The organism is Ruegeria sp. CG4 (genome assembly GCF_056537185.1).
Map to the genome: position 1 here is coordinate 26,758 of NZ_JBQFRB010000014.1, position 26,362 is coordinate 53,119.

At 61.5% G+C, this 26,362-nt stretch carries 21 protein-coding genes; 7 read left to right on the forward strand and 14 right to left on the reverse strand.

From position 1 onward, the window contains the following. Nucleotides 1-3: 3 nt before the first annotated feature. Nucleotides 4-1,089: an NAD-dependent epimerase/dehydratase family protein gene (locus ACR0J2_RS22875; protein ID WP_480813987.1), complete on the reverse strand. Its 1,086-nt coding sequence runs from the start codon at nt 1,087-1,089 to the stop codon at nt 4-6. Nucleotides 1,090-1,248: 159 nt separating this feature from the next. Here ACR0J2_RS22875 and ACR0J2_RS22880 point away from each other — a divergent pair, with 159 nt between their 5' ends. After that, nucleotides 1,249-2,304, forward strand: coding sequence for a Gfo/Idh/MocA family protein (locus ACR0J2_RS22880; protein WP_480813988.1), 1,056 nt, complete (start codon nt 1,249-1,251; stop codon nt 2,302-2,304). Next, nucleotides 2,301-3,221, forward strand: coding sequence for a glycosyltransferase (locus ACR0J2_RS22885; protein WP_170816107.1), 921 nt, complete (start codon nt 2,301-2,303; stop codon nt 3,219-3,221). Before ACR0J2_RS22880 ends, ACR0J2_RS22885 begins: the two co-directional genes overlap by 4 nt. Before the next feature lie 7 nt (nt 3,222-3,228). Here the strand turns inward: ACR0J2_RS22885 and ACR0J2_RS22890 are convergent, their stop codons facing one another. After that, nucleotides 3,229-4,371, reverse strand: coding sequence for a glycosyltransferase family 4 protein (locus ACR0J2_RS22890; RefSeq protein ID WP_480813989.1), 1,143 nt, complete (start codon nt 4,369-4,371; stop codon nt 3,229-3,231). Nucleotides 4,372-4,590: 219 nt separating this feature from the next. On the opposite strand from ACR0J2_RS22890, the gene ACR0J2_RS22895 reads away from it, so the two are divergent. Next, nucleotides 4,591-5,856: a glycosyltransferase gene (locus tag ACR0J2_RS22895; protein ID WP_480813990.1), complete on the forward strand. Its 1,266-nt coding sequence runs from the start codon at nt 4,591-4,593 to the stop codon at nt 5,854-5,856. A 42-nt stretch (nt 5,857-5,898) separates the two neighbouring features. Continuing rightward, a complete protein-coding gene (locus ACR0J2_RS22900) occupies nt 5,899-7,011 on the forward strand; it encodes a formylglycine-generating enzyme family protein (RefSeq protein ID WP_480813991.1) in 1,113 nt (370 codons plus the stop codon). A 13-nt stretch (nt 7,012-7,024) separates the two neighbouring features. Here the strand turns inward: ACR0J2_RS22900 and ACR0J2_RS22905 are convergent, their stop codons facing one another. The 5 genes from ACR0J2_RS22905 to ACR0J2_RS22925 form a co-directional block, all read right to left on the reverse strand. Then, a complete protein-coding gene (locus ACR0J2_RS22905) occupies nt 7,025-8,554 on the reverse strand; it encodes a GMC oxidoreductase (protein WP_480813992.1) in 1,530 nt (509 codons plus the stop codon). An 18-nt stretch (nt 8,555-8,572) separates the two neighbouring features. After that, nucleotides 8,573-9,544: an NAD-dependent epimerase/dehydratase family protein gene (locus ACR0J2_RS22910; RefSeq protein WP_170616941.1), complete on the reverse strand. Its 972-nt coding sequence runs from the start codon at nt 9,542-9,544 to the stop codon at nt 8,573-8,575. Between the two features lie 94 nt (nt 9,545-9,638). Beyond that, the gene (locus tag ACR0J2_RS22915) at nt 9,639-10,382 is read right to left on the reverse strand and encodes a polysaccharide deacetylase family protein (RefSeq protein ID WP_170616939.1); all 744 of its coding nucleotides are present in this window, start codon (nt 10,380-10,382) and stop codon (nt 9,639-9,641) included. Between the two features lie 3 nt (nt 10,383-10,385). Next, nucleotides 10,386-11,825 carry a protoporphyrinogen/coproporphyrinogen oxidase gene (locus tag ACR0J2_RS22920; protein WP_480813993.1) on the reverse strand — a complete coding sequence of 480 codons (1,440 nt, stop codon included), beginning with the start codon at nt 11,823-11,825 and terminating at the stop codon, nt 10,386-10,388. 132 nt (nt 11,826-11,957) lie between these two features. Beyond that, nucleotides 11,958-12,875 (reverse strand): glycosyltransferase family 2 protein, encoded by a 918-nt coding sequence (locus tag ACR0J2_RS22925; RefSeq protein WP_170616935.1) that lies wholly within the window; start codon nt 12,873-12,875, stop codon nt 11,958-11,960. Nucleotides 12,876-13,184: 309 nt separating this feature from the next. Between ACR0J2_RS22925 and ACR0J2_RS22930 the strand changes: the two genes are divergently transcribed. Then, complete coding sequence (locus ACR0J2_RS22930; protein WP_480813994.1) at nt 13,185-14,621, forward strand: lipopolysaccharide biosynthesis protein; 1,437 nt, start codon at nt 13,185-13,187, stop codon at nt 14,619-14,621. A gap of 53 nt (nt 14,622-14,674) precedes the next feature. Here the strand turns inward: ACR0J2_RS22930 and ACR0J2_RS22935 are convergent, their stop codons facing one another. Continuing rightward, complete coding sequence (locus ACR0J2_RS22935) at nt 14,675-16,180, reverse strand: PepSY-associated TM helix domain-containing protein (RefSeq protein ID WP_480813995.1); 1,506 nt, start codon at nt 16,178-16,180, stop codon at nt 14,675-14,677. Nucleotides 16,181-16,423: 243 nt separating this feature from the next. Here ACR0J2_RS22935 and ACR0J2_RS22940 point away from each other — a divergent pair, with 243 nt between their 5' ends. Both ACR0J2_RS22940 and ACR0J2_RS22945 read left to right on the forward strand, forming a co-directional pair. Further along, nucleotides 16,424-17,407, forward strand: a complete 984-nt coding sequence (locus ACR0J2_RS22940; protein WP_170617060.1) for a glycosyltransferase — start codon at nt 16,424-16,426, stop codon at nt 17,405-17,407. Next, nucleotides 17,404-19,455: a glycosyltransferase family 39 protein gene (locus ACR0J2_RS22945; protein ID WP_480813996.1), complete on the forward strand. Its 2,052-nt coding sequence runs from the start codon at nt 17,404-17,406 to the stop codon at nt 19,453-19,455. The genes ACR0J2_RS22940 and ACR0J2_RS22945 overlap by 4 nt, the downstream gene beginning before the upstream one ends. 24 nt (nt 19,456-19,479) lie before the next feature. On the opposite strand, the gene ACR0J2_RS22950 is transcribed toward ACR0J2_RS22945, so the two are convergent. From ACR0J2_RS22950 to rfbF, 6 genes are all read right to left on the reverse strand, one after another. Continuing rightward, nucleotides 19,480-21,516 (reverse strand): B12-binding domain-containing radical SAM protein, encoded by a 2,037-nt coding sequence (locus ACR0J2_RS22950; RefSeq protein ID WP_170619791.1) that lies wholly within the window; start codon nt 21,514-21,516, stop codon nt 19,480-19,482. 104 nt (nt 21,517-21,620) lie between these two features. Further along, on the reverse strand, nt 21,621-22,022 hold the full coding sequence (locus ACR0J2_RS22955) for a GtrA family protein (protein WP_170617056.1): 402 nt from the start codon (nt 22,020-22,022) through the stop codon (nt 21,621-21,623). Further along, the gene (locus ACR0J2_RS22960; protein ID WP_170682295.1) at nt 22,019-22,897 is read right to left on the reverse strand and encodes an NAD-dependent epimerase/dehydratase family protein; all 879 of its coding nucleotides are present in this window, start codon (nt 22,895-22,897) and stop codon (nt 22,019-22,021) included. The genes ACR0J2_RS22955 and ACR0J2_RS22960 overlap by 4 nt, the downstream gene beginning before the upstream one ends. Then, nucleotides 22,897-24,129, reverse strand: a complete 1,233-nt coding sequence (locus ACR0J2_RS22965) for a class I SAM-dependent methyltransferase (protein ID WP_170817352.1) — start codon at nt 24,127-24,129, stop codon at nt 22,897-22,899. The genes ACR0J2_RS22960 and ACR0J2_RS22965 overlap by 1 nt, the downstream gene beginning before the upstream one ends. Continuing rightward, the gene (locus ACR0J2_RS22970) at nt 24,126-25,196 is read right to left on the reverse strand and encodes an SDR family oxidoreductase (protein ID WP_170817353.1); all 1,071 of its coding nucleotides are present in this window, start codon (nt 25,194-25,196) and stop codon (nt 24,126-24,128) included. Before ACR0J2_RS22970 ends, ACR0J2_RS22965 begins: the two co-directional genes overlap by 4 nt. Further along, on the reverse strand, nt 25,193-25,966 hold the full coding sequence (rfbF, locus tag ACR0J2_RS22975; RefSeq protein ID WP_170617050.1) for a glucose-1-phosphate cytidylyltransferase: 774 nt from the start codon (nt 25,964-25,966) through the stop codon (nt 25,193-25,195). Before rfbF ends, ACR0J2_RS22970 begins: the two co-directional genes overlap by 4 nt. Nucleotides 25,967-26,362: the final 396 nt, after the last annotated feature.

Consider the following 26,362-nt stretch of genomic DNA (forward strand, 5'->3'; position numbering starts at 1 on the left):
GCATCATTTGCCATAGCGGGCCAGCAGATAGGCACGGGTGGCGGCCAGTCCGGCCTCAAGGTCATGCGCGGGTGTATAGCCCAGCCGGGTCCGGGCATGATCGATCCGGCAGCGCCCCCTGGTTGAAAACAGTTCCAGCATATAGCGATCGGGGTGCATCTCGTTTTGAGCGGGCAGAAACCCTTTCACTTTGTGGACCAGCTTTTCGAACCTTTCCCGTCCGATCCAGGTTCGCGCGGCGGCACTGATCCGGGCGGTCAGCGGCGGTGTGTCGGGGATCTCGCCGGGTTCTTCCGGCGGCAACCCGTCTTTGAGGGATGAAAGGGGGATGTGGCGCACACTTCCATGGCCGATGATATCGGCATAGCCGGTCAGTAAATCCGACCAGGCAAAGGGGTCAGCGCCCGAGATAATGAACCTTTCCCGCCCCAGGTCTTCCAGCACGGCGGCGCGCAGCATGGCCTGCACCAGATCGTCGACGAAAACGGCATTGCACAGCCCCTCGGGGTCCGGCAGCACCACGCTGCCCGCTGCCATCCAATCCGCAGGCCGGTCGGTCCACAGCATGCTTCCGGGGCCATAAACCAACGTCGGCTGCAGGATCGCCGCCGGGCATTTCCCCTGTATCAGAGCCTGTTCCATCGCCATTTTGGCCTGCCGGTACGGGGTGCCTCCGGCACGGGACAACGGGCTTTCCTCGGTCAGGTCCTCCTGCGGCCAGCCGTCATAGACAACGATCGAGCTGATATGGATGATCCGCCCAACCCCGGCGGTTTCCGCTGCCGTTCTGAGCGTATCGAAAGCGGCAAGATTGTCTGCCGCAGGCGCGCGCATGTCATAGGCAAGATGAAACAGCACATCCTGATCCCGCAGTGCGGTTTCCATGGTGGCCCTGTCTCCAAGCGATCCGGTCATGACCTGCGCGCCGATGGCCTCGAGCGCGCGCGCGCCGTGACGGCTGCGCAGCAGAACGGTGACGCTGGCGCCGGTCTCCAGCAGGGCGGGAACAAGCCGTTTGCCGACAAAGCCGGTTGCGCCGGTCACGAAGACAGCCTTGCCCTTCAGGTGGTTCGATCCGGCGATGTTCACGGCGTCATGTCCCTTTGCGATTCCGTTGTGCCGGCAAGCGCCGTCATTCAGAAACCTAGCGTGGAGGCAGCGCCTATGCTACTCCGCTTGCAGGTGAATTGTTGTTAGAGATGCCGGGTACAGCCCGTTACGTGCCCGCGATTGTTAATGAGGAATTGAATGAAGATCGGTGTGATCGGAGCAGCCGGAAAGATCGGCCAGATGCGGGTTCAGAACATTCTCGAGTCTCCTGATGCCGAACTGGCGGCGGTTCTGGATCTGGAATTTCACCGTGCCGTGGCCGTGGCCGACGGTGCACCCGCCTTTACCGATCTCGACCGGTTTTTTGCCACCCCGATGGATGCGGTGGTGATCTCGACCCCCGCGCATGTGCGCGAACCGCTGTGCCTGCGCGCCTTTGCCGAAGGGCTGCATGTGCTGACCGAAAAGCCGCTGGCCCCGACCGTGGAAGGCGCAAGGCGGATCGTTGCTGCGGCGGAAAAGGCGGGCAAGGCTTTGGGGGCCGGGTTCAACATGCGCTATTACCCGTCCTTTGCGCATGTGAAAGAGGTCGCGACTTCGGGCGAGATTGGCGAGATCGACCATGTTCGGGTCTATGGCGGCCATGACGGGCTGGGCCATTTCACCCATGACTGGGAATATCAGGCCGAGTTCTCAGGCGGTGGTGCCCTATGGGATGTGGGCATCCACATGACCGACATGACGCGCTTCATTCTGGGCGAAATCACCAGCGTTTACGGGGTGGCCAGCAACAAGGTCTGGGACGTGCCGGGGTCCGAAGACAACGCGATGGCGATTTTCAAGAACCCCGATGGCATTGCGGCAATCTATCAGGCCTGCTGGAACGACTGGAAAGGGTATCAGAGCGTGATCGAGGTTTACGGATCGCACGGCATGGTGCGCGGGGCCTATGCGCCGATGCAGAACCTTGTCATCACCATGGACAAGCCGGGCGGCGCGCCCAAACGGGTGCGCAAATTCTATCCGGAAATCATGGTGCGCGAGAAACTGAAATCCTGGAAGACGACCGCCATCCTGTCCTTTGGTGAGGAACTGGCCGATTTCATCCGTCTGACCCGGGGCGAGACCGGCCTGAACTGCGCCGATGGTCACGCAGGTCTGCGCGCGGTCGAGATCGCGGCGGCGGTGCCGGAAAGCACCCGTAGCGGTCAGCCGGTCATACTGGACAATCTGGGGGACATGAAAATCCGATGAGCAGCGATCCAACCCTTTCCATTGTTCTGACCATTGTACAGGGCGGCAGCTATGTGCGGGATTTTCTTGAAGCAGTGCGCAGTTTCGACGACCCGCCGCCGCTGGATGTGATCATTCCCTATGACGCCAGCGTCGCGGATGTGGCGCAATACGCCGATGACTATCCCGAAGTGCGATTTCTGGACCTTGGCGTCATCGACCCCATCCGCCCGATCACGTCCGAGGCGGGCAAGCACGAGCTTTACGACCGCCGCCGTTCGGCGGGGCTGGCTGCCGCAACGGGCGACATCATCGGCATTCTCGAAGATCGCGGCCTGCCGCAATCCGACTGGGCGCGCACCATCGTGCGGCTTTATGCGGAAACCGGCAAGAACGTGATCGGCGGCGCGATTGAATGCATGGAGCCGGTCAGCCCGTTGAACTGGGCCTTTTACGTCACCGATTTCGGGCGCTACGGACGACCCTTTGACACCGGCCCGGCTGACTGGGTGTCGGATGTGAACCTGACCTACAGCCGCAAAGCGCTGGATGAGACCCAGCACCTGTGGAAAGACCGTTATCACGAGCCGATCGTGCATTGGCATCTGATCGAACAGGGCGAGGAGCTGTGGCTGTCGAACGAGGTGGTCGTACATCACCATCGCCCCAAGGCAACCTTTCGGGAATTGCTGCCCGAACGGTTTGACTGGGGCCGCCTGTTCGGTGAGATCCGGGTGCGCAACCAAAGCAACGCAAAACGCCTGATGCTGATCCTGGCGGGGCCGCTGATCCCGCCACTGCTCTGGGTGCGTCACTATAAGCTGCAGGCCAGCAAGGGGCGGGGGATGCGGTACCTCAAAGCACTGCCCTATGTCATGCTGCTGTCGACCGCTTGGACGCTGGGCGAGGTCTGGGGCTACATCACCAAACGCCCCTGATCTGCTGTCACCTTTGGCGGTTCGCCAGATCGTAATAGGTCTTTTCGAACTGGCGATGCACCCAATCCGGGTCGAACCGGTCTTCGCGGCTGCGTTTCAGGGCGTTTTCCGCAAGGGCGCGGCGGCGGTCTTCGTCTGACAGGACGTCCGCAACCGCCGCGCAGATCGCGTCGATATCGCCGATGGGCACGACCGCGCCAACGCTGTCGTCGATCAGTTCGACAACCCCGGAACAGGCGGTGGCCACGGCCGGGGTGCCGGCCTGGAACGCTTCGGCGATGGTGAAGGGCAGCGCTTCCCACCGCGAGGTCAACAGGAACAGGTCTGCCGCGCGCAGATGCCGGATCGGCTTGTCCGTGCGGCCAATGAAACGCAGGTGCTTGCCGAGGCCCTTTTCCTGCGCCAGCGCATGCAGTTGCGCCTCATCCGGTCCGTCGCCTGCTACGATGAAACGGTAGCCCGGATGCGTCTCCTTCATCTGCGCGACGCAGTCGATCAGGATGTCGATCCCTTTCTGCGGCAGTAGGCGGGCCAGCGTGACAATCACCCGCTCGCCGTCCCCAAGCAGTTCGGCGCGCAGCTTTGCGATCTCGTCCGTGCTGTCGTCGGGCGGTGGCGTCACGCCCAGCCCGATGACCTTCAGCTTGTCCTGCGGCACGTTCCCAATCGTGGCCAGATCCTCGGCCGAGCGGTGGCTGGGCGTGATCACCAGATCGCATTTCGCGGCAATCCGGCCAAAGGCGGCGATCCGTTCAGGTTCGGACCCGTGATAGGTGACGGCCACCGGAATGCGCCGCCCGGTGCGGGCCAGGTTGGCGACCAGCGCAGGCGCGGATTCATGGCAATGGATCAGATCAGCCGGGTTGTCCGCCAGCCAGCGCCGCAACCGCCAGGCTGCGACGGCTGTGTGGCGCAGCCGGTTGGCGATGCTGCCGCCGTCACCCGCGACATAACGGGTGGGCAGGTCCAGAAACCCCGATTGCCGGTCCGGCCCCGCCCAGATATCCGCCGTTCCCGCCAGCGTGACGCGATGGTTTCGTACCTGTAACCAGTCACTCAGCCCAAGGATATGCCGGGTGATACCGCCCATGCCGAACTGGGTGCCCATCTCGACGACATGCAGGGGATTTTTTGGGGGGACGGTTTGCATCTGAAGCGGGGCCGGACCAAATTTCTGAACGATTTCCCAACCATACCATCTGCATTGCGTTTGCCCATGTCATGGTCGACCCCTGCCGCAGCCCGTATTTTTTTGCAGCATGTCCGCAACACCGGTGGTGAACCGGGGGTCCGTGCGGCTTGGGGCTTTTGCTTGTTACGGGGATCGTGTTTCATACCGGAAAGTTATTGGTAATCCGGTACAATTCGCATGCAGTCGTTGCGCATTCTGATGTTCACCACATTTTACCCGCCCTTTTCCTTCGGTGGCGACGCCGTAGGTATTCAGCGCATGGCCCGGGCGCTGGTGGCGCGAGGGCACGATGTGACGGTGGTGCATGACGAAGACAGCTATCTGATCCTGGGCGGCAAGCCCCAGCCCGAAGGGCCACCTGACGGGGTGCGGCGGATCGGGTTGCGCAGCCGCAACGGCATGATGTCGAACCTGCTGACCCAGCAGCTGGGCCGCCCGGTGGTTCATGCCGCCCGCATCCGCGAGATACTGGATGAACGAAAACCGGACATCATCTGGCACAACAACACATCGCTGATCGGCGGGCCCGGCCTGTTGCCGATGGGCGAGGGGCTGAAGATCTATGAGGCGCATGAGCACTGGCTGGTCTGCCCGACCCATGTTCTGTGGCGGCACGGGCGCGAGCTGTGCGACGAGCGCCAATGCCTGCGCTGTGTGCTGAATTATAAACGCCCGCCGCAGCTGTGGCGGTATACCGGCGCGCTGGACCGGGCGCTGGATCATATGGATCTGATCATCGCCAAAAGCGAATTCAGCCAGACCAAGCATCGCGAATTCGGATTGCGTCAGGACATGCAGGTGCTGCCCTATTTCCTGCCCGACCTCGACCAGGACGCGCTGCCGGAACCGGCCACGCATGAGCGCCCCTATTTCCTGTTTGTCGGACGTTTGGAAAAGATCAAAGGGCTGCAGGACGTGTTCCCGGCCTTCGACCGCTACCCGGACGCCGACCTTCTGATATTGGGCGATGGCGACTACGCGGATGAGCTGAAAAAACAGGCTGCAGGCAATGACCGGATCAAATTCCTGGGCCGAAAGACGCCTGAGGAGCTCAACGCCTATTACCGCGGTGCTATCGGGCTGATCGTGCCGTCGGTTTGCTATGAAACCTTTGGCATCATCCTGATCGAAAGCTTCCGGTTGGGAACGCCGGTGATCGCCCGCCGCCTGGGGCCGTTCCCCGAGATCGTCGAACGGGCGGGGGGCGGATCGCTTTTCGAAACCCGGGACGATCTGATCGCCGCCATGCGCGCGTTGCAGCATCAGCCGGATCGCCGCGCGGCGCAGGCCGCCGCTGCACGCAAGGCTTTCGTGGACATCTGGCATGAAGCCCCGGTGCTTGAAGCCTATGGTGCAGCGCTGGCACGCGCGGCGCATGAGAATGGAAATCAGGCGCTGGCCCGTGCGCTGGAGGCGGGGGCCTTTGAAACCGGAATCGGATAGTCGGACAATTACAAAGTTGCCGGGCCGTAAGGGGGGATTTTTATGCAGCTCAATAACGCTTCGAACACACGGGATGGCGGGTCCTGGCTTGGACGTATCGTCCGATGGACGCTGCGGTTGTTTGGAACAATGCTGTTCGGGGTTCTGCTGATTGCACTGCTTGCGGTCGTCGTTGTTGCGACGGTCGTGATCGCCAATACGGCGGTGCGCGATCTCAATACCACCTTACGGAAAACCGAAGAGCACGAGGAACTGCCCGAGCCGGATCTGTCGGGGATCCAAAGCGCAGCCCTTTTTGCAGCCGCCCAGTTTTTTCCGCTGCGCCAGCCCGGGGATGAGGCGGTCGGACCGGGGCGTGTTTTCCGCGACTGTGCCGACTGCCCGGACATGGTCGAGATTCCCCGGGGCTATTTCCTGCTAGGCTCTCCGATTTTTGAGGACGGGCGGTTTGTGCATCTTTTTGATTACCCGCCGCTTCGGCGCCAGTTGAAGCATGCCAACAGGGAAGGTCCGCGACGCCTTGCCCGTATCCCGCGCCCTCTGGCGTTTTCGCGCTATGAAATCACCTATGGACAGTGGCAGCAGGCCCAGGCGGACCCGGACTGGCAGACGATCACCGGGCGCGAACCCTACTCTCCCGACCTGGGGGTGGATTATCGGCCCGATCAACCCATGACTATCGTCGACTGGAGCGATGCAAAGGCCTATGCCGCATATCTGAGCGCCAGAACCGGCCAGACCTATCGCCTGCCAACGGATGCGGAATGGGAATATGCCGCCCGGGCGGGCACAGTCACCCGGTTTCCATGGGGAAACGATATCGGGAAGAACAACGCCGCTTGTGTCAACTGTTCGTCCATATGGACCGAACGCGGGCCGGGCCCCGTTGGCCTTCATCCGCCCAACGGGTTTGGATTATATGACATGCACGGCAATGGGTTCGAATGGGTCGAGGACTGTTTCGAAGATTACCATGACCCCGTAAAGATCGACGGTTCCGCTTTTGTCGAGGACGAAGAGTGCGAGTTCCGGACAATTCGCGCAGGCGGTCCGTCTGCACCGGCATGGCAGAACCGTTCCGCGTTTCGTGTCGGCCCTCATTATTATAACCGAGGCCATGGGCATGTGATCCGCCTGGTGCGCGAACTGGACTGACCGGATTATGATCTCAGGGGGCCAGTGTCCCGATGCGATGGGCGTTGGCCATGACCGAGAAGGTGATGGTCGTGGCCGGGATGCTGGGCAGGCTTGAGGCATCGACCAGATGCACCCGTGACAACCCGTGCGGCCGCCCAAGAATGTCGGATTGTCCGGACACGGGCGCCTTGGCCATCGGGACCGAGCCGCCAACATGAAAGCTTGATCCCACATCACCCGGACGCCGGGCGAAGCCAAGCGGGACAAGCCCCGCCAGCTTCAGGGTTCGGGCCAGCCGGGATGTTGCCCGTTCCATGACTTTTTCGGTTTCGTCATTGCCCTGCACGGTCGGGGCCAGCCGTCCGTCTACGGCCAGTGTCAGGTCGATCCGGGCGGAATGGGCCGAGTGCAAAAACGCCTGCGCCACGACAAGCCGCTGCGCCAGCCGCCGCCACAAAGGGGCCGATCCGGGCAGTTTAGAGCCATAAGTGCTGATCAGATCATGGGCGTAGAACTCGTTCCAGGTGTAGACCTGCGCATGGACCAGATGGGGCGAGATTTCGTGGTCATCAAGTTCAATGAAAATCTGCGGCAGGGTGTGATAGGGCCTTCTGTCCGGGCGACGCGGCGCGCGCCAGCGGTGCAGGCTGGGCAGAAAGAAATGCTGGCTATCCTGCAGTTGCAGCCGCGCTGCCGGGTCCGGAGACGACGCCAGCATCAGCCGTGCCGTTTCCAGAACCCCGGCGGCGACAAAGATGCGGTCGGCTTGCAGGGTTTCGCCATCGTCCAGCGTGACCGTGACCTGATCGGGGTGTTCCTCGAAGCGGCGGACAAGGCCGGTGCGGTATTGGAAGGCCGAGTGGTGGCGCAGAGTGTCGAGCGTTTGGCCGGATGCATAGATCAGTCCCCAGGGGCAGCCATGCAGGCACTGGCCGCAATACCGACAGCCGGCCCCGACAGCCAGCCGCGCAGCTCCGGCATGGACACCCAGTTCCGTCAACCGGGTTTTGCGCCGATCCAGATACGCCAGCAGCCGCTCGGCCTGGGGCGAAGGGGTCAGGGGCGCGCGTTCCTGCATGGAAAGGGCGGGGAACAGGGTCTGCAATGCGTCCACCCGACCACTTATGGGAAGGAATTCCGCGACCGAGCGGTAATGCGGTGACAGGTCATCCATTCCGATCGGCCAGTCGGCGATATCTTCGGCGCGGTTGGGCAGAACCGCCGACCCCCAGAGGTTGGACAGCCCGCCTGTGGCGTGCGAGGCGCGCAATCCGATCCGCTCGGGCGACACCAGCGTCTCTGCCCCCGGAACCATGGCGAAATCCGATCCGAACCGGCGCACCTGTCCGGGCGGGGTGTCGAATTGCGGGGCCTGCCAGCTCTGTACATCGGCAGCGGTCCAGGTATCCGGGTCTTTGGCGGCCAGCCCGTCGCGCCGTTCCCGGGCGGGGGCGTCCAGCCGGCGGCCCCCGTCCAGCATCAGAACCTGACGGCCCCGGCTCAGCAGGGCCATGGCCACGGACACGCCCGACGGCCCCGAGCCGATGACCAGGTCAGTCACGGGACAGGACCTGACCGCTCATGCTGAAACCGGATGTTTCATTTCGGCGACGATATCATCGATGATCTGCTGCAGCGTCCGCATCGGACGGAACCCGGTGATCCGCTGCAGTTTCGAGACATCGGGCAGGCGGCGCTGCATGTCCTCGAACCCTTCGGGGTAGACCGTTTCGTAAGGCACGCACTGGATTTCCGAAACAGACCCGGTTGTCCGGATGACCTGTTCGGCCAGAGCGCGGATCGTGACTTCCTGATCGGTGCCGACATTGAAAACATCGCCGCGCGCTTCGGGAAGCGTCATCAGCCGGCACATGGCCTCGACCACATCGGCCACATGGCCGAAACAGCGTGACTGCTCGCCGGTGCCGTGCACCATCAGCGGTGCGCCTTCCAGCGCGGATTTCACGAAGTTCGGCAGCACCATGCCATAGCGCCCCGTCTGTCGCGGGCCGGTGGTGTTGAAGAACCGCAGGATCGTGACCGGAAGGCCGGATTCACGCGCATGGGCCAGCGCCAGAAACTCGTCCAGTGTCTTGGCGCAGGCATAGGACCAGCGCAGGTTGCGGGTGGCGCCGATGGTCAGATCACCCTCTTCCTGAAACGGGAAGTTCGTGCTTTTGCCGTAGACTTCGGAACTGGAGGCGATGAAGGTATGCGTCTTGTCCACCAGCGCGGCATCCAGCACGTTCTCGGTGCCTGCAACATTGGTCAGGATCGACCGGCTGGGTTCGTCCATGATCAGCTTGACCCCGACAGCCGCCGCCAGATGGAAAACGATATCCGCCGGGCCAACCAGATCGGCCACCAACTGACGGTCAAGGATGCTGCCTTCGACAAAGGTGAAATCCGGGTGATTGGCGACGGCACCAAGGTTGGACATCAGCCCGGTCGACAGGTCATCAAGAACAGTGACGGCATGACCATCCCCGATCAGCCGTTCCGTCAGGTGAGAGCCGATGAACCCGGCGCCTCCGGTAATCAGAATATGCATATGTTCGTACCTGTCACTTGTTGAGAACCGATATGCCGGATCGTACAACCCGCCCTGCGCATCCGGCCATAGCCGCAGGTGGAAAAAGACCTGTTCACCACGGGTTCCCGCGTATTGCCGCGCGCACGCCCCGCATCAGTTTGCGCGCTGCAAGATACGGCCCGCCGCGCCCGTCAAGATGCGCCCGCCAGCGGGCAATGTCGGTGAAATAAAACATCTCGAGCCGGGGCAGGTCGTGGATGTCATCCTTCGGCCCGGCAACGCCCAGCCTTGTGCCGACCGACGTGTCGTAATGCAACGCGATTTGCCGGCGCACGCTTGTGCTTGTCGCACCGTAAGGCGGCGCGAAATGCCGGATGGGCTGGTCCAGCCGGGCGGCGATATCCTGTCCCGATCCTGAGATTTCTTCTTCCAGCGTTTCCGGATCCAGCGCTGCAAGATTGGGGTGGTTGATGCTGTGCGCGCCAAAACGGACGCCTTCGCCGGCCAGGGCTTCAACCCGGTCCCAGCCCATCAGGGGGCGGGCGGGGATGTTGCCCCCGGCCCAGCTGTCGGTGCCGCCCATCAGGCCCGATGGCAGATAGACGATCGGGCAGAAGCCGTGATCGCGCAGGATCGGCCATGCGGTATCGGCGAAATCCTCAAACCCGTCATCGAAGCTGATGATGACCACGCGGGGGGCAGGCGGGTTGGCCAGCGCATCCGGCGTCACCACCGGCAGGCCCGATGCGGCCAGCGCCTGCATCTGCGCGGCAAAGATGTCGGGCGCGATCGAGGTGGGCCCCGGCGCATCCGAGATCGAATGATACATCAGGATATCAGCCTGCCAGGTGGGCATGGGTCAGTCTTCCACCACATGGGTGGCAAAGACCTCGCGATACCGGTTCCATTTCGCGCGATCGACACTGCCTTTGCCGTCGATGCAATCCGCCGCGCCATAGGCCATGGCAAAGGCGTGGTGCGTATTGTCGTGGGCAAACAATCCCTGCCTTCCAAATACGAGCAATCCGTCCAGATCCGAGAGCCACTGATCAACCGTATCGAACCGCGCCTCGTAACCCACATCGTAAACCGGATAGGCATGGCTCAGCCGCCGGGTTTCGCAGCGGCGCACCGGTACCGTGACGGGCAAGCCCAGCTGGCCCAGCCATTTGGCGAACTCCTGCCCTAGCTCTTCATCGGACATGGACCACCATTTTTCATCCGGGTCGCAGGGCAGCTCGGCACACAGCACGGTAACGCCCTTCGGCTCGCCACTGGCGTTGTAGTTCTTGGGTTCCGACATCCGGCTGATCGGGATCGACAGTTCGGGGAAGTAATGCGCATCGAACTCGGTGAACTGGTCAGTTTCCAGCACCAGATACAGCAGGATCATGCCCCTGAAGCGGATCGCGCGGGCGGCCTCGACCACTTCCGCCGGAGGGGCGTCGATCAGGCGCGTCAGCCCGGTCAGCGGAATGGTCGACAGGATCAGATCGCCGGTCAGGTGCCGCTCGCCATCTTCGTCGCGGATCGTCAGGCCGGTGATGCGGTTGCCGTCCCGGTCGATGGCGGTGATTTCGGTGTTGAACAGGAAGGTGGCGCCATTTGCGCGCGCGCTTTCCAGCATCGCGCCCGAGATTTGTCCGAACCCCTTGCGCGGGTAAAAGAACCGCCCCGCAGTTTCACTGCGCAGCCCCGGCAGCAGGCGCAGCATCTTCATCAGGATCTTGCCGACCGAACCGCTGCCGACCCGCCGTTCCGCCAGTGTCACTGCCAGTTTCTCGGGGTCCAGCCCCCAGAGCTTGCGCACGTAGGGAAAATAGAAATTGTCCGAAATCGTCGGCCCCAGCCCGTCGTAAAGCACGGTCGAGAATGTCTCGGGCCCCGTGCTTTTCTTGCGAAACGGCTTCAGCACCATGTCCCCGATCAGCGATGCGGCAAAGGGTTTGGGCAGACGCATCAGCGCATCGGTCAGTTTCAGCGGGAAGTGAATCCATTTGCCGCCCAGCCGGATACGCCCGTGGCGCGGACGCAGCAGCAGATCATCGCCCAGCAGTGTTTTCACGTCCTGCAGCACCTCGGGCTCTGCGGCCGGGTGAAACCGGTGCGAGCCATAATCGCAGATCACGCCTTCGATCGGGAACGAGGCCGAGTTGCCGCCCGCGATGGCGGCGCGTTCGATCACCGTGATGCGGGCCTGGCCAGTCAGGGCATGGGCTGCGGCCAGACCGGCAGGTCCGGCACCCAGAATGATGATATGAGGCTTGTCGCCCCCTTCGGGTCGGGAAACATCCGTCACTTGCACTTTTCCTTTTGGGAATTTTTCGGAACGCCAAACCGCATTCCGGACATTGTCAGACCAAGAGCCGATCCGGCGATCCGGGTCAGCCAGCGCTGTCGGGTTGAATCGAAACGCATTCTGCCGCTCACCTCACGGTCTGAGATGCAGCCGCGAGATCATGTCGGCGATCAGCCCCAGCGACCAGATCATGATCGCCGCCAGGAACGAGAACACCGCCGTTTCGCTGAGGTTCCAGTACGTGATGTCGATCAGAAGCTTCACCACGCCCAGAACAAAGAACGCCAGTCCCAGCGGAATGAAAACGCGCAGCGGGTTGAACAGCGTGCTGATGCGCAGGATCAGGATGATGAAGTTCAGAAAGTCGATCGGCCGGATCTTCGATTTACCCACCCGTTTGCCGTATTCGATCGGCGTATAGATCATCCGCTTGCCGTTCGAAGTCATGCACAGCGTGATGGTGGTGGTGAAGGAAAAATTCTGCGGCAGCAGCGGCAGGAACGGGATCAGTTCGGATTTGCGGAAAACGCGCAGGCCCGAGTTGAGGTCGTTGATCTTGCGCTCGGCCAGGAACGAGGCAAAGGCGAACAGGAATTTCTTGGCCGGTCTGCGCAACAGCGGCACGTTCTTCATCGCAGCCCCCCGGTCGCCCACGACCATATCCTGATCGCGGCACATGGCCAGCATGCCTGGCAGATACCGCGCGGGGTAAGTGCTGTCGGCATCGAGAATGGCCACATATTCATGCTGCGCCATCCGCACACCGCGCTTGAGGCTGGCGCCATAGCCGGAATTGACGTCGTTATAGGTGACGGTGGCGCCGCTGGCCTTGGCCTCGGCGCGGGTGTTGTCCTGGCTGGCATCATCGACCACGATGATCTCATAAGGAATACCCAGCGGTTCGAGATGCGCCCGCACATCCTCGACGGTATGGCGGACGGCGTTTTCCTCGTTATAGGCGGGGATGACCACGCTCAGGCTCATGCCCGATGTGTCCGGCGCACCGGTTGTAGCGTTGTCCGGGGTGATCTGCTCGGCAACCTTGTTCATGAAAATGGAAACCCTTTACGTACTTAATATATTCTGCCCGTTCCCATCCGCATGATATGTGTGGCATCCGGAGCGCTACGAGCCTAATTCCCTCTGTCGTCTATAGTATTCAAACACAGATGAGCTGAACATAGACAAAAAATTTGACCACATTCGATCGTTTCAGCGTCAGGTTTTGTATTTATTCTTACTGCGTGCAGCAGGTGTGAATGTACTGAGACAGATATCCCCCCGGCAGGCGGCCGGTTTCGGGCGATGGGAAGGAAACTGATGTCAGGGCGGCAGAGTTTCAGCAGCGGAGTTGCCTGGATGTCGGCCGGTATCTGGGTCGAGCAGGCGTTCAACTTCATCATTTTTGCCATTCTTGCCCGCATATTAGGGGTCGAGGCCTTTGGCTTGCTGGCGATGGTTGCGGCGTTTGTGCTGTTTTCCGAATTCCTGGTGCGTGAGACGATCTCGGACATTCTGCTGACCCATGATGCCCTGTCACCCGAGCGGCTGAATTCGGTTTTCTGGCTGTTGGCGCTGTTGGGGGCAGTTCTGACAATCGTGCTTTATCTGGGCGCGGTGCCGGTCTCGAATTTCTACAATGAACCGGTTGCGGGAAGATTGTTGATCGGATTGTCCCCGACAATACTGATGATCTCGCTGACGGCGGTGCCGGTGGCGATCCTGCGCCGCGAAATGCGGTTTCGGGTTCTGGCCATCCGTGCGGCGCTGGGGGCGGCGGTCGGCGGGGTCGTGGGCATTGGCATGGCACTGGCGGGATATGGGGTCTGGAGCCTGGTCGGCCAGCGGCTGGCGATGACGGCCACCAATATCGTGATGGCCTGGGGCGCGGTGTCGTGGCGGCCGGCCTTTGACGTGTCACGGGATCACATGCGCGCCATCCTGCATTTCAGTCATCGGATCCTGGGACTGCGCGCGGCGGAACTGGCTGCGGTGCAGTCGCCCGCGGTGATCATCGGCGCGATGCTGGGGCCGGTGCAGGCGGGGTATTACGCGATTGCCTGGCGGGTGATCGAGATTGCCTCGTTCCTTATGATCACTCCGATGCGTACCGTCGCGCAGCCTGCATTCGGAGCAGTAGCGCGGGGGGGCGGTCGGGCTGCCGATCTGCTGCTGGATGTCATGCGTCTGACCGGGTTTGTGGCCTTCCCGGCCTTTGCCGGGCTCGCGGTTCTGTCAGAGCCCGCGCTGGTGTTGTTGTTCGGCCAGAAATGGGCCCCGGCGGCCCCGGTTCTGAGCCTGATGTCAGTGTTCGGCATGTACCTGTGCGTCGAAAAGGTACAGCAGACCTATTGCCTGGCCGCGGGGCAGGCCGGGCGTCTGGCGGTTCTGTCCTGGGTCGAGGTCGTGCTGGCCGCAATCGTGATCGCGGCAACCGCGTCTTATGGCCTGACGGTGGTGACCGCAGGTTTCGTTCTGGTCTTTCTGTTGGTCTGGCCGTTCAAGTTCGCCAATCTGGGACAGATCGCCGGTTTGCCCGCCCCGCTTCTGATGCAACAGCATCTGGCACCGCTCCTGCTGTCGGCGGGAATGGCGATTTCGGTGCAGGGGGTGGTCTGGAAACTGGGGGATGTCTCCGGAGTTCTGATCCTGCTGGTCGGAACCCTGACCGGGATTGCGGTCTATTGCCTTCTGGCCTTCCTGTTTCAGCGCAACAGGCTGCACCTGTTGGTATCGATGCTGCGGCCGGACGATGATGTGAATCCGGAATCCGATATCCGTGAGGCGGAAGGATAGAAAGCCCGGTCAGGTATCTGTTCCGACAAGTGAGGAGGGGCGGAAAGCCGCCCCTACCACAGCGGCTGCCCCAGCCGGAAAGTGACGGTCTTTTCGGTTCCATCCGGTTTTTGCAACCGGGCGACAATGTTGTTTTCCACCTCCGAGGGGGTCATCCGGAAATGGCCGCTGATCCTTTTGCCGCTTGGGGCAAGATCGACCGGCTGCGCCTCGCCTTTGTTGATTTCTACCACAGCGGCACTGACATCCGGCTCGCCGATGCGCAATTCGATATCGAGGGGCGTATCGCGCCTGAGTGGTTCCTGCATGATCAGCCGGGCGACCGAACCGGGGGCATCAACCGGGAAAGCGCGGGTTTTTTCATAAGAGTCGGGACCATAGCGGACAAAGGCCGTAACCAAAGTACCCGCCAGCAACAGCAGATAAGCCCACCGGGTCCATCCCAAGCCACGCCAGATGCGCCGGAACGGGCCATGATGTGCCGCTTGGGGGGCCAGCCGGGCGGCAAAAATCAGTGCACCGGTATAGGCAAGGCCGGTGGCGATCAGCCCGAGTATGACCCACAAGGCCATTGAAAACGCGCCGCCCCAGGTGCCGAAATGAAGCATGTTCATCAAGGGCCGCCAATAGGCAAACACTCCGGCTTCGCCCGGGGCCGAGGTGCTCAGGACGTCAAGCGTCACAGGGTCGATCGACACGCTGGTTGTTCCGAAAAGTTTCGAAGATCCCTCCACATACCCGGCAAACACGAGGCCATCGGTCTTTCTGCCGGGCAGGAACATGTTGATCGGCTCGAACCCGGGCAGGGCGGCGCGGGCACGTTCCTCGGCCTGATCGATGAGGGCCGAATTGAAATTGGCGGGCAGGGCCGTATCGCGGGGGGTCGGCGGTTGCGGTTTCGGCGCTGAGCCTTCAAACCCCAGGGTACCCAGCAGGAAATAGAAACTGCTGACGGCGACCAAGACCAGCATCGGCGCCGACCAGAGCGCTGTCAGCCGGTGCGTGCTGCCGGCCCAGGCCCGGAAACCACCCGACCTGCTGGGCCATCGGAAGAACCCTTTCCAGAAGCGCCGGTATGTAATGAGGCCGCTCACTATCTGAAACAGCAGCAGGACCGAGGTGGCGCAAACCAGCATGAAAACCACCTTCTGCTGGGTCAGGAACGTGTCGTGCAGATCGCGCAGGATGCTGCGAAAACCCAGGGCCCGTGTTTCCGCGACAACGGCCCCGGTCGCGGGGTCTGTCCAGACACTTATGCTTTCGCCCCAGCCCGTGCGGCTAAAGGCGCGATGCGCAAACCACGGGGCCTGGTGTTTGAGCACCGTGACGACATCGCTTTCGGGGTGGGCCTCTTTGACGCCATCGTAGATCATGCCGAAACTGGCGGTGCGTTCTTCCTGTGGGGCGGTGGTCCAGATTGCCGGACGGGCGATCGATTCAAGCTCGAATCCGACGACAAGCAGCGAGCCGGTCAGAAACATGAACGTGAAGAAAAGCGACAGATGCAGGCCCAGCCAGGTGTGAAATTTGAAGAGCGAATTACGGATTTTACGATTCATCTGAACAACTGTCGGTTTACAATGCCCGGGCATACTAAACGGAGTAAATGCACAAGAAACAATAGCAGGGCGGAATAGTTGCCGGACAAGGAGGGATTTAGCCCTCTATGTGGCAGTTCGCATACATTATTTCACGATATTCCTGCAGGTTAGGTGTTGTGCGAATCCCGAACTTCGCGGGATGTTATGATTATACCCGGGTATTGGTGGGGTAAGCGGTGCTGTTTGATGTTAAATAAAGCTATGAAGACAATTTCCATTGTTTCGCCATGCTTCAACGAAGAAGACAACGTGGCGAATTGTTATGAAACCGTAAAGGCGATTTTCGACACGGAACTGCCGGGCTACAGGCGCGAGCATATTTTCATCGACAATGCCTCCTCTGACCGGACCGTGGACATCCTGCGCGAGATCGCCGCAAAGGATCAGGATGTGAAGGTGGTGGTCAATGCCCGCAATTTCGGGGTGTTCCGGTCAACCTTCAACGGGCTGCGCTATGCGACCGGTGACGGGATCGTCGTCATGCTGCCGGTCGATCTGCAGGACCCGCCCGAGCTGATCCCGGAATTCGTCGAACTGTGGGAAAGCGGCTATGACGTAGTGGCCGGTGCCCGCAGCACCCGCGAGGAAGGGTTCGTGATGCGCAACGCGCGTGGGCTTTTCTACCGGATCGTCAACGGTCTGTCGGATGTCTGGCTGGAACCGTCGGTCGGAGAGTTCCAACTGATCGACCGCAAGGTTCTGAAGGCGGTGCTGGCGCATAGGGACCACTATCCCTACATCCGCGGCATCATCGCAAGCTGCGGTTTCCGTCGGATCATCAAGCCTTATGTCTGGAAAGCCCGTGCAAAGGGGCTGTCGAAACACAGCCTGATGGCGCTGGTCGATCAGGCGTTGAATGCGATCTTCTCCTTCACGCGGGCCCCGATGCGGTTCTGCACGATCAGCGGGCTGGTGATCGCGATTGCCTGTATCCTGTTCTCGCTCATCTCTGTGGTGCTGTTTTTCGTCAATCCCGATCAGGCGCCGCGCGGGACAACGACCATCATCGTATCCCTGTTCTTCCTGTCGGGTATCCAGATGCTGTTCATCGGGATGCTGGGGGAATACATCACCTCGATCCATAATCAGGTGCGCGGCGGTCCCATCGTTACGGAACAGGAGCGTATCAATATCGAAGGCCCCGCACGGGATCCGGCCCTGGCCAAAGAAGAGCATCTGGCATGACCGCGCAGACAAACCGGTGGCAATGGCGCTGCCTTGCGCTTGTGTTCTGCATTTGCGCAGGTCCCGCCTGGGCCATGGACGCGCCTGTTACCAATGCCACGCTGGCCGAGTTGCGCCTGTGGTTTACGGTCATGGCGGCGGCTGCGGTGGTTCTGATCGGGGTCTTCTGGTTGCGCGGGCTGCCCCTGTTCGGGGCGCTGGCCGCACTGGTTCTTCTGGGCAGTTCCGCCCGGTTGTGGCTGACCCAGCCGCTTTGGTTTCCGCGGCTTGAGATTTCCGCCAACCCGCCTGAAAACCTGATCATGCTGATGATACTGGCCGCGCAGGCGGTGCTGACGGGCGCTGTTCTGATGCGCCCTGCCGGCCGCGAGGCTATCAGGGGTCTTGTCGCCGGGGCGGGCATTTTGCGCCTGTTTGTTCTGATGGTTCTGGTCGGTGTCTTCTGCCTGTCCGCAACGCCTTACGTGGCCTATGGCTATTACATGGCCTTCGGGCTGCAGGTTGGTGTCGGCGGTGCGCTGTCCCTTGTTCAGATGGCCACGCTGGTCGCCATGTTCGCCGTGGCGGGTCCCGATCACATGCCGCGTATCCCGGTTGCCGCTCTGGCGGTCTTTGCCGCGGTGGCCAGCGCAATCCTTGCCTGGACGGCGTTCGACCGTGTGCCCCATGTCGAGGATGAACTGGCCTATCTTTTTCAGGCGCGGACCTTTGCGGCGGGTACGCTCTGGGCTCCGGCCCCGCCCGAAGCGGCGCAACCGGCGCTGGAGTATTATCTTCTCGAAGCGCATGAGGGCAAATGGATCAGCGTTCCGGCGCAGGGCTGGGCCATTGTTCTGAGCCTGGGTGTTCTGATCGGAGTACCCTGGGTGATCAATCCGATCCTGACCGGGATTTCGGTCTGGCTGGCCCATGACATTGTCCGCCGCGCCGTCAGCCGGGAGCGCGCGGATCTGGTCGCGCTGCTGATGGCGACCTCGCCCTGGGTGCTGGCCATCGGGGCCACGCTGATGACGCATTCCGTGATGCTGGTCGTGGTGCTGCTGGCCTGGTGGTGCCTGATCCGCGCCGGAGAGGCTTCGGCGCGCGGGGCGATCCTGCTGGCGTTCATTGCCGGGCTTGCGCTGGGATGGGGATTTGTGACCCGGCCGCTGGACGGGCTGATCGTGGGCGGGCTGACGGGCCTGTGGCTGCTGCGCCGCCTGCCTTCAGGGATCGGTCAGGTGCTGGCCTGCGCCGTGGGCGGTGTCCTGTCGGGCTCCGTCTTTTTGCTGCTCAATTACGGGATCACCGGTGATGCGCTGCTGACCCCGCAATCCGATTACCTCAGCCGTCTCTGGCCCGACACGCAAAACGCGTTCGGTTTCGGACCCAATGTGGGACCACCCGCCAAAAGCTGGGGCGCGCTGGATATCTGGGTTGGCCACAGCCCGGCCGAGGGCCTGCTGAACCTGGTCAACGGGATTGCCTCGCTCAACCTCGAACTGCTGGGCTGGACCTTCGGATCGCTGGTGCCGATCTGGATCGTGTTCATCTGGCGCAAGCACCTGACCGGGTTCGACCGGGCCATGCTGGTGATCTTTGTGGCCCTTGTGGGTGTGCTGTTCTTCTATTGGTTTACCGGCACGTTCTATCTGGGGCCGCGCTACTGGCATACGGCATTGCTGCCGGTTCTGGTGCTGTCCGCCGCCGGGATCGAGGCGGTGAACGACCGACTGCCGGACCGGTATCGCGGTCGCCTGCACTGTGTCGTTCTGCTGCTTTGCGCGGTCTCGGTTGTCAGCTTCACCTCGTGGCGCGGCGTTTCGAAATATGACGGATATGGCGGGTTTACCGGTGACATCAGACGACTGGCGCAGGCCTCAGAACTGGGCAACGCTCTGGTCTTCGTCTCGACCAAAGGTGATATCGGGTCAGCACTGTATCTGAACGATCCGTTCCTGCCGCAGGACAAGCCGATCTTCCTGCGCGATCTGGGGGCCGATCAGAACGCAGCCGTGATCGCGGCCTTCCCGGGGCGCGAGGTCGTCTATCTGGCGGATGCCGAGTAGCGCGTTCAGCGTTCTGTCCGGGGCCTATTCGGCGGCGTGCTGGTTTTCGGCATTCACGAAGTTGCGCCTGAAGTCATTGGCAAACATCGTCCGCGTAAACCGCCCCAACCCCGAGGCATGTTCGCCAAAGGTTTCGATCCGGGACAACAGGGTCGTTTTCACACGCGGATCGACCTGTGTCTGGAACTCGCGCGGCGCGTCGAACTGATAATCCTGCAGTACGCCTTCGTAGCCCGAACTCCGCCAGGCTTCGACATCGAAGGACGAACTCCAGACGGGTTCGTGTTCCAGGGTTTCGGAAAACGGCACGTGCAGCATCACGGCGCTGTAGTAATTGATGATCGTGTCGAGCATCGCGTGCGCTTCGTGGTCGTCCTTGTCCAGAAGATCGCTGATGGACCGTTTCAGGAAGGCAAGCGCTTCGTCCAGCACGATGAACCGGCCAATCATCGAGTACTTGCTGAGCAGATTGCCCCCAAGTTCACCGCTGATCAGACCCTCGTAGTTTTCCTGCGCCCAGGCAACGCAATCGGCGCGGGTCTCGAACAGTTCCTGCTGGTTCTCTTCCAGATAGCCGGCCACCGCATCCCGGAACGGTTCCGGGGCCTGATCGAGAATGTCCTGCATGTGCTTGACGATCAGGAAGGGCCGGATGCCGCGGGACCGCGCCAGCCGGAACGCTTCTTCGAAATTGTCCTCGTAGTAGAAGATCGTCAGCAGCAGATGGAAAACGCGGGTGTCCAGATAGTCCTGGAACGAGAAGTTTTCGGACTGAACCACCATCTCCTCGGTTTCGACGACCGTCGGGCCGGTATACTGGCCCAGGCACCGGGCAACCACGCGATGCAGCGTTTTGAAACCGAATTTCTCGCGGCTGTCCGGGTTGGCCAGCGGTGCGCCATGCAGCAGCATCAGCTGATGCGCGGCCACCCGGCTGACACCGGTTTCGATCAGCTGATCCACCGCGTCCATAAAGGATTCCCTGGTCTCGCCCGGCATGCACAGGATCAGTTCGCCATAGGATTGCATACCGTTGGCGTGCAGTTCCTGCTGCACCTCGGTATAGGTATCCAGGCTGATGTTGTCGCGCTTGATGTTCTTCAGAACCTCCGGATTCAGGGATTGCACCGACGAGGTCATCGGCAAGCGGCCCTTGGCCTTGCGCATCACCTTGATGATCCGGTCACCCCGGTTCTTGCCCGTGGTCGTGCGGATGTATTTGGGCCAGTCGTATTTCTCCATCAGATGGCCCAGATAATCGGCCACCTCTTCATCCTGCAGGTACATGCCGAAATTGTCGTCGGCAAAACAAAGCGGGCTGGCATGGTTGATGCGGGCCACGATGTAATCCAGATCGGCCTTGGTCCGCTCGAACGAATGACGGAACACTTTCGAGTTCGATTTGACCGCCGAATTGCAGAACGCGCAGGTAAACGGGCAGCCCCGCGCCAGTTGCATCAGCGCAAACAGGCCGGTGTCAAAGAACTTGTCCATCAGCCCGGCAAGATAGGGCGAGGGGATTTCGTCCAGATCGCGGATGCGGGGCGGTTCGCCGCCGCGCAGGATCTCTCCGGTTTTGGGATGTACGTAAAGCGCGCCGTCGACCGCTTCTTCCCACATGCCTTCGCGGCGGCCGCCGACATCGATGAAACGTTGCAGCGTGCTCAGGAAAGCGCGCTCGCCTTCATAGGTCGGGCCGCGCACATGCATGTCGATCTGCGGCATGGTCCGGATCCAGCTTTCCTGCTCTTCCTCGGTCAGCGGAAAGTTGGGTCCGCCCATCAGGGTCAGGATGCCGGGATCGACCGCTTTCACATAGTCGGCGAAGGACAGGGCCAGATGGTGGTTCCAGGAGTAACTGGAAAAGCCGACCACATCCGGGGTGGCGGTGTCGATCGCGACCTTGAGCTCCTCAGGGTCACGAAAGATCGCGACCTCGATCGGGGTCGGGCTTTTCGCATAGGCTTTGGCAAAGGTCGCAAGATTGCCGACACCCAGCGGATAGGTGTCCGACGTTGCGGTAACGAGATTGTGGCCGAGATCGGCGAGATAAAGACGCATCTGTAAATTATCCTTGCGGGACAGTGTCTATGTCAAATTTTCAGACTCCACGGTCGGGTTGCTCTTTGATGGCAGAGGTGCCGGGGTATTGTTTTCACACATTTTCAAACCTCCGGCTGCCAGGGGAAACGGTCTGTCAGCACCCGGGAAATCAGGATGAAGGCCAGAATGGCTGCGGGCAGAACGATCAGCCCCTGCGCAACGATCGGTTGCAATCCCATGGACAGCAGACCCTCCAGCGACAGGGCGTTGAAGGCGTACACCACCAGGTAGGACAGGATGTAATAAGGCAACCGTCCCATGCCCCTGGTGTCGAACACAAGCCGGGCATGGGTCATGAAATTCCACAGAACCCCGCCGGAGAACGAGATGATCAGCGCGATCTGCGGGGGCAGGCCGGACAGGCTGAGAACGGTGAACAGCGCATAGCCGAACGCCGTGTTCAGCACGCCGACCATGGCGAAGCGCATGAAAGACTTCTTTCGGGGGACAAGCAGTTTCTTCACGTCTGTCCCCCTTCGGATCTGAGAATATCAGCCACGCCCGAGGCGATGTCATGTTGCGGCGCAAAACCGGCCTCATGCCGCAACCGGGTCACATCCGCCGCCAGCCGGGCAGGGTCGTTTGCCGCGCGGGCGATGGCCCCCAGCCGGATCAGGTCGGGGTGATGCATCTGGTTGGCGACCTCTTCAATCAGCTTGCGCACCGGGATTGCGGTGCCGCTGGCGACATTGACCGTGCCGGTCACATCGGTTTCCAGCAGGTGTGACAGCGCGCGCGCCAGATCACCGACATGCAGGAAGTCCCGCTCTTGCAGGCCGTCGGTGCAATCCACCGGCCGACCCGCCCTGAGGTTCGAAATCAGGTCGCCGAACAGGCGTCCCGGTGGTTCACCCGGCCCATAGACGAAAAAGATACGTGCCCAGACCAGTGAAAGGCCAAGCGCGTCCTGCCCCGCGCACAGCGCCAGCCCGGTCCCGGCCTTGGCCGCCCCGTACAGGGTGTGTGGCCGCAAAGGCGTTGTCTCGGACAGTTCCGGCACCGACCAGTCATATTCCGCGCAACTGCCGGCGCAGAGCGCCCGCTGCCCGCCGGTGCGGGCGAATTCGCGCACCAGATGCAACGTGGCGGCCATCCAGTCCAGATTGGCCGGAGACGTCCATCGGTCGCGGGCGCCGTCATGCCAGGCCAGATGTAACAGGTGGCTGGCACGGGCGCCCTCAAGGGCCGTGGTGACCGCTGCGGGGTCCAGCAGATCGCAGGTGATGTCGCTTGAGCCTGTCCGGCCCAGCGTCACCACCTCGTGCCCGGCTGCCGCCAGGGCCGAAGCTGTCGCGCGACCGATCAATCCGGTCGCCCCGGTCAGCAGAACCCGCGCCATCAGCTGATCCTGACCTCCGGCACGGCGGTCGCGAACCGGGTGCCATGGGCCTTGAGGTCGGCCAGTTGGTCCGTGACCTCGTCCCGAATGTTCCACGGCAGGATCAGTACGTAATTGGGTGGTGCTTCGCGCAGCGCCTCAACCCCGTGCACGGGAATATGGCTGCCGGGCAGCAATGTGTTCTGCTTGGCCGGATTGCGGTCGACGCAGTAGGAAATCAGCTCGGGGCCGATCCCGGCATAGTTCAGCAGCGTGTTGCCCTTGGCCGCCGCGCCATAGGCGGCGATGGTGTCGCCCCGGGCCTTGGCCTCGCGCAGGAAGGCAAGCAGCCCGTCGCGCAGCGCCTCGACCTGAGTGGTGAAGTTCATGTAGCCTTCCGGGCGGTCGAACTGTGCCGCAACTTCATCCGCACGGACCTTGGCCAGACCGGGCCCTTCGGGATGGCTGGCCCCTTCAAGACAGGCGAACACCCGCAGCGACCCGCCATGGGTGGGCAGTTCTTCGACGTCAAAGACGCGCAGGCCCGCCTTGGCAAAGATCTTCTCGACCGCCAGCAGCGACAGATAGGAGTAATGTTCGTGATAGATCGTGTCGAACTGCACTTCGTTGATCAGGTTCAGAAGGTGCGGAAACTCGACCGTATAAACCGCATCACCCGTCAGAAGCGTGGCGATGCCCGCAACGAAATCGTTGATGTCAGGCACATGCGCCAGCACATTGGCCGAAGTGATCAGCGCCGGAGGTTTCTCGGCCTCGGCCACCTTGCGGGCCAGCGCTTCGCCGAAGTAATCGACCAGCGTGCGCACGCCCTTTTCCTCGGCGGCCGCCGCCACGCTGCCCGAAGGTTCGATCCCCAGAACCGGAATGCCCTTTTCAACGAAATACTGCAGCAAATACCCGTCATTCGAGGCGATCTCGATCACCAGATCATCCGGTCCCAGATCAAGCCGGTCGACCATCTTCTCGACATAGGCCCTGGCATGGGCCAGCCAGCTGTCCGAATAGCTGGAGAAATAGGCATAGTCGGCGTTGAAAATCTCATCCGCAGGCACGGCGTCTTCGACCTGCACCAGATAGCAGTCGTTGCAGACCCAGGCATGCAGCGGGTACCGCGGGCAGGCCGTGTCCGCGCGTTCGGGCGGCACATAGGAATTGGCCAGCGGCGACAGCCCCAGATCGACCAGCGTCTGGGTCAGGGCTGCACCACAGCTCCGGCAAACGGGTTGTGTCATTGCGGCATCCTCCAGCGCAGATCCTCGCTCAGCGTGCCATTGCGGATATGCTCTTCAAGCGCCTTCAGCCGCATCAGCGGTGACGATCTGAAATCGGCGTCGCCAAAGTTGATGTCATTCAGCAGTTGCAGCAGATCCCGGATGGTGCCTTCAAGCGTCTGAACCGGCTGATGCGCAGGCGCGAGCTGCTTATAAAGCGAAAAATCGACCCGGTAGGAACGGCTGTCGGGCGAGGCGTCGGGATTGATCGAATAGCTGGCCCCCGGGACAGCCTCGGCCACGGCCTGGGCCAGATCGCGGATCTGGTAATTCCACACATCCGACCCGGCATTGACCGCCAGCCACTGGCCCCCGGCATCTTCGGTCCGGGTGATCGCCCAGTCGATGGCCCGCGCCATGTCGCGCACATCGATCAGCGGGCGCCACGGGCTGCCGTCGCTCAGGACGGTGATCTTGCCTGCGGTGATGGCGCAGGCGGCAAAATCGTTCAGGACCAGATCAAGCCGCAACCGGGGCGACGGGCCGCAGGCGGTGGCAAAGCGCAATGCGGTGCGCAGCATCCCCGGCGTATCCATGGCCTCAAGCGCGCGCTCGGTTCCGATCTTGCTGCGCGCATAGGCGGTCAGCGGGTTCAGGGGCGCATCCTCGGATCGGGCATCACCTTCGGCGAACCCGTAGACCGAACAGCTGGAGGCGAACACAAAACGCGATACCCCGGCCTCGGCGGCCAGATGCGCCGCCTGGACGATGGCGTCCTGATTGATTTCCGTGGTGACGGTTTCAAACCGTGCGCCCATCGGATCGTTCGAGATCGCCGCCAGCGCGACAACCGCATCGGCCCCCTGGAACAGTGATGCGTCGATGTCGCGGATATCCGCGATGATCTGCTGGTTCAGAACCCGTTCAGGCCACGCGTCATGTGTGGTCAGCCGGTCCGAGAAAAACCCGGGATCAAGGCCGATCAGGTTGGCGTTGGGATAAGATTTCCGCAAGGCCGACGCCACCACCGGGCCGATATAACCCAGATTGCCAAGCAGGATGATTTTCGGAGAGGAACCCAGCTTCATTCCCAGACCTTCCATGGAGCATTGCCTTCCTGCCAGCGCGCTTCAAGCTGGCGACGGTCGCGGAGCGTATCCATCGGCTGCCAGAAGCCTTTATGGCGGAACGCCATCAGATCGCCGTCTGCGGCCAGTGTTTCAAGCGGGGCGCGTTCCCAGATCGCGCCATCGTTGTCCAGAAGTTCACCGACCGAAGGATGCAGTACAAAGAACCCGCCATTGATAAAGCCACCGTCACCGCCCGGCTTTTCGGCGAAACGTTCGATCTGGTCGCTGGCCAGTTCCAGCGCGCCAAAACGCCCTGGCGGCACGACCGCTGTCAGAGTGGCGCGTTTGCCGTGGCTTTTGTGGAACGCGACCAGCGAGCTGATGTCGACATTCCCGACCCCGTCCCCGTAGGTCATGCAAAAGGCCTCTTCATCCTTGAGCAGATGCATGACGCGGCGCAGCCGCCCCCCGGTCTGGCTATCCTCGCCGGTGTCGACCAGCGTCACGCGCCACGGTTCCGACTTGCTGTTGGCAATTTCAAGCCCGCCGCTGGCCAGATCGATTGTGACATCTGAACTGTGCAGGAAGAAATTCGCGAAATATTCCTTGATGACGTAACCTTTGTAACCAAGGCAGACGATGAAATCGGTGATGCCATGGGCGGCATAGATTTTCATGATATGCCAGATGATCGGTTTGCCTCCGATCTCGACCATGGGTTTCGGGATCCTGACGGTTTCTTCGCTGAGCCGGGTTCCCAAGCCGCCGGCCAGAATAACGCACTTCATAAAATTGCTCCCTCGTTAACAACGAAGCCAGCCACCAATCTTCAGGCCCCGAACCCGGACCCGATGTGACTTGATCCTACAAACACTCGCAAGCAGTAGGACGGGAGCGCTGCGCCCATGTCAAGATTCACAAGGCTCCGAGTCATGATGCATCCGATTTCCGGACACTCTGGCACTTGGGCATGCACAATATGACGGATGGGGCGGTATTGTTGACGCCCCTTTCCGCACCGGGATCAGGGGCAAATCGCAACACATTCCGCAGCCTGAATGGGTGGCGGTACAGGTCGGATATGTGATGCCCGCCGCAGGTGTGTTTCGGGATTGGCAAGGGCGGATTCAAAGGGCGTGCAAGCAATTTTTGGGGTGAATAACTGTATTACTATTCAATATGTT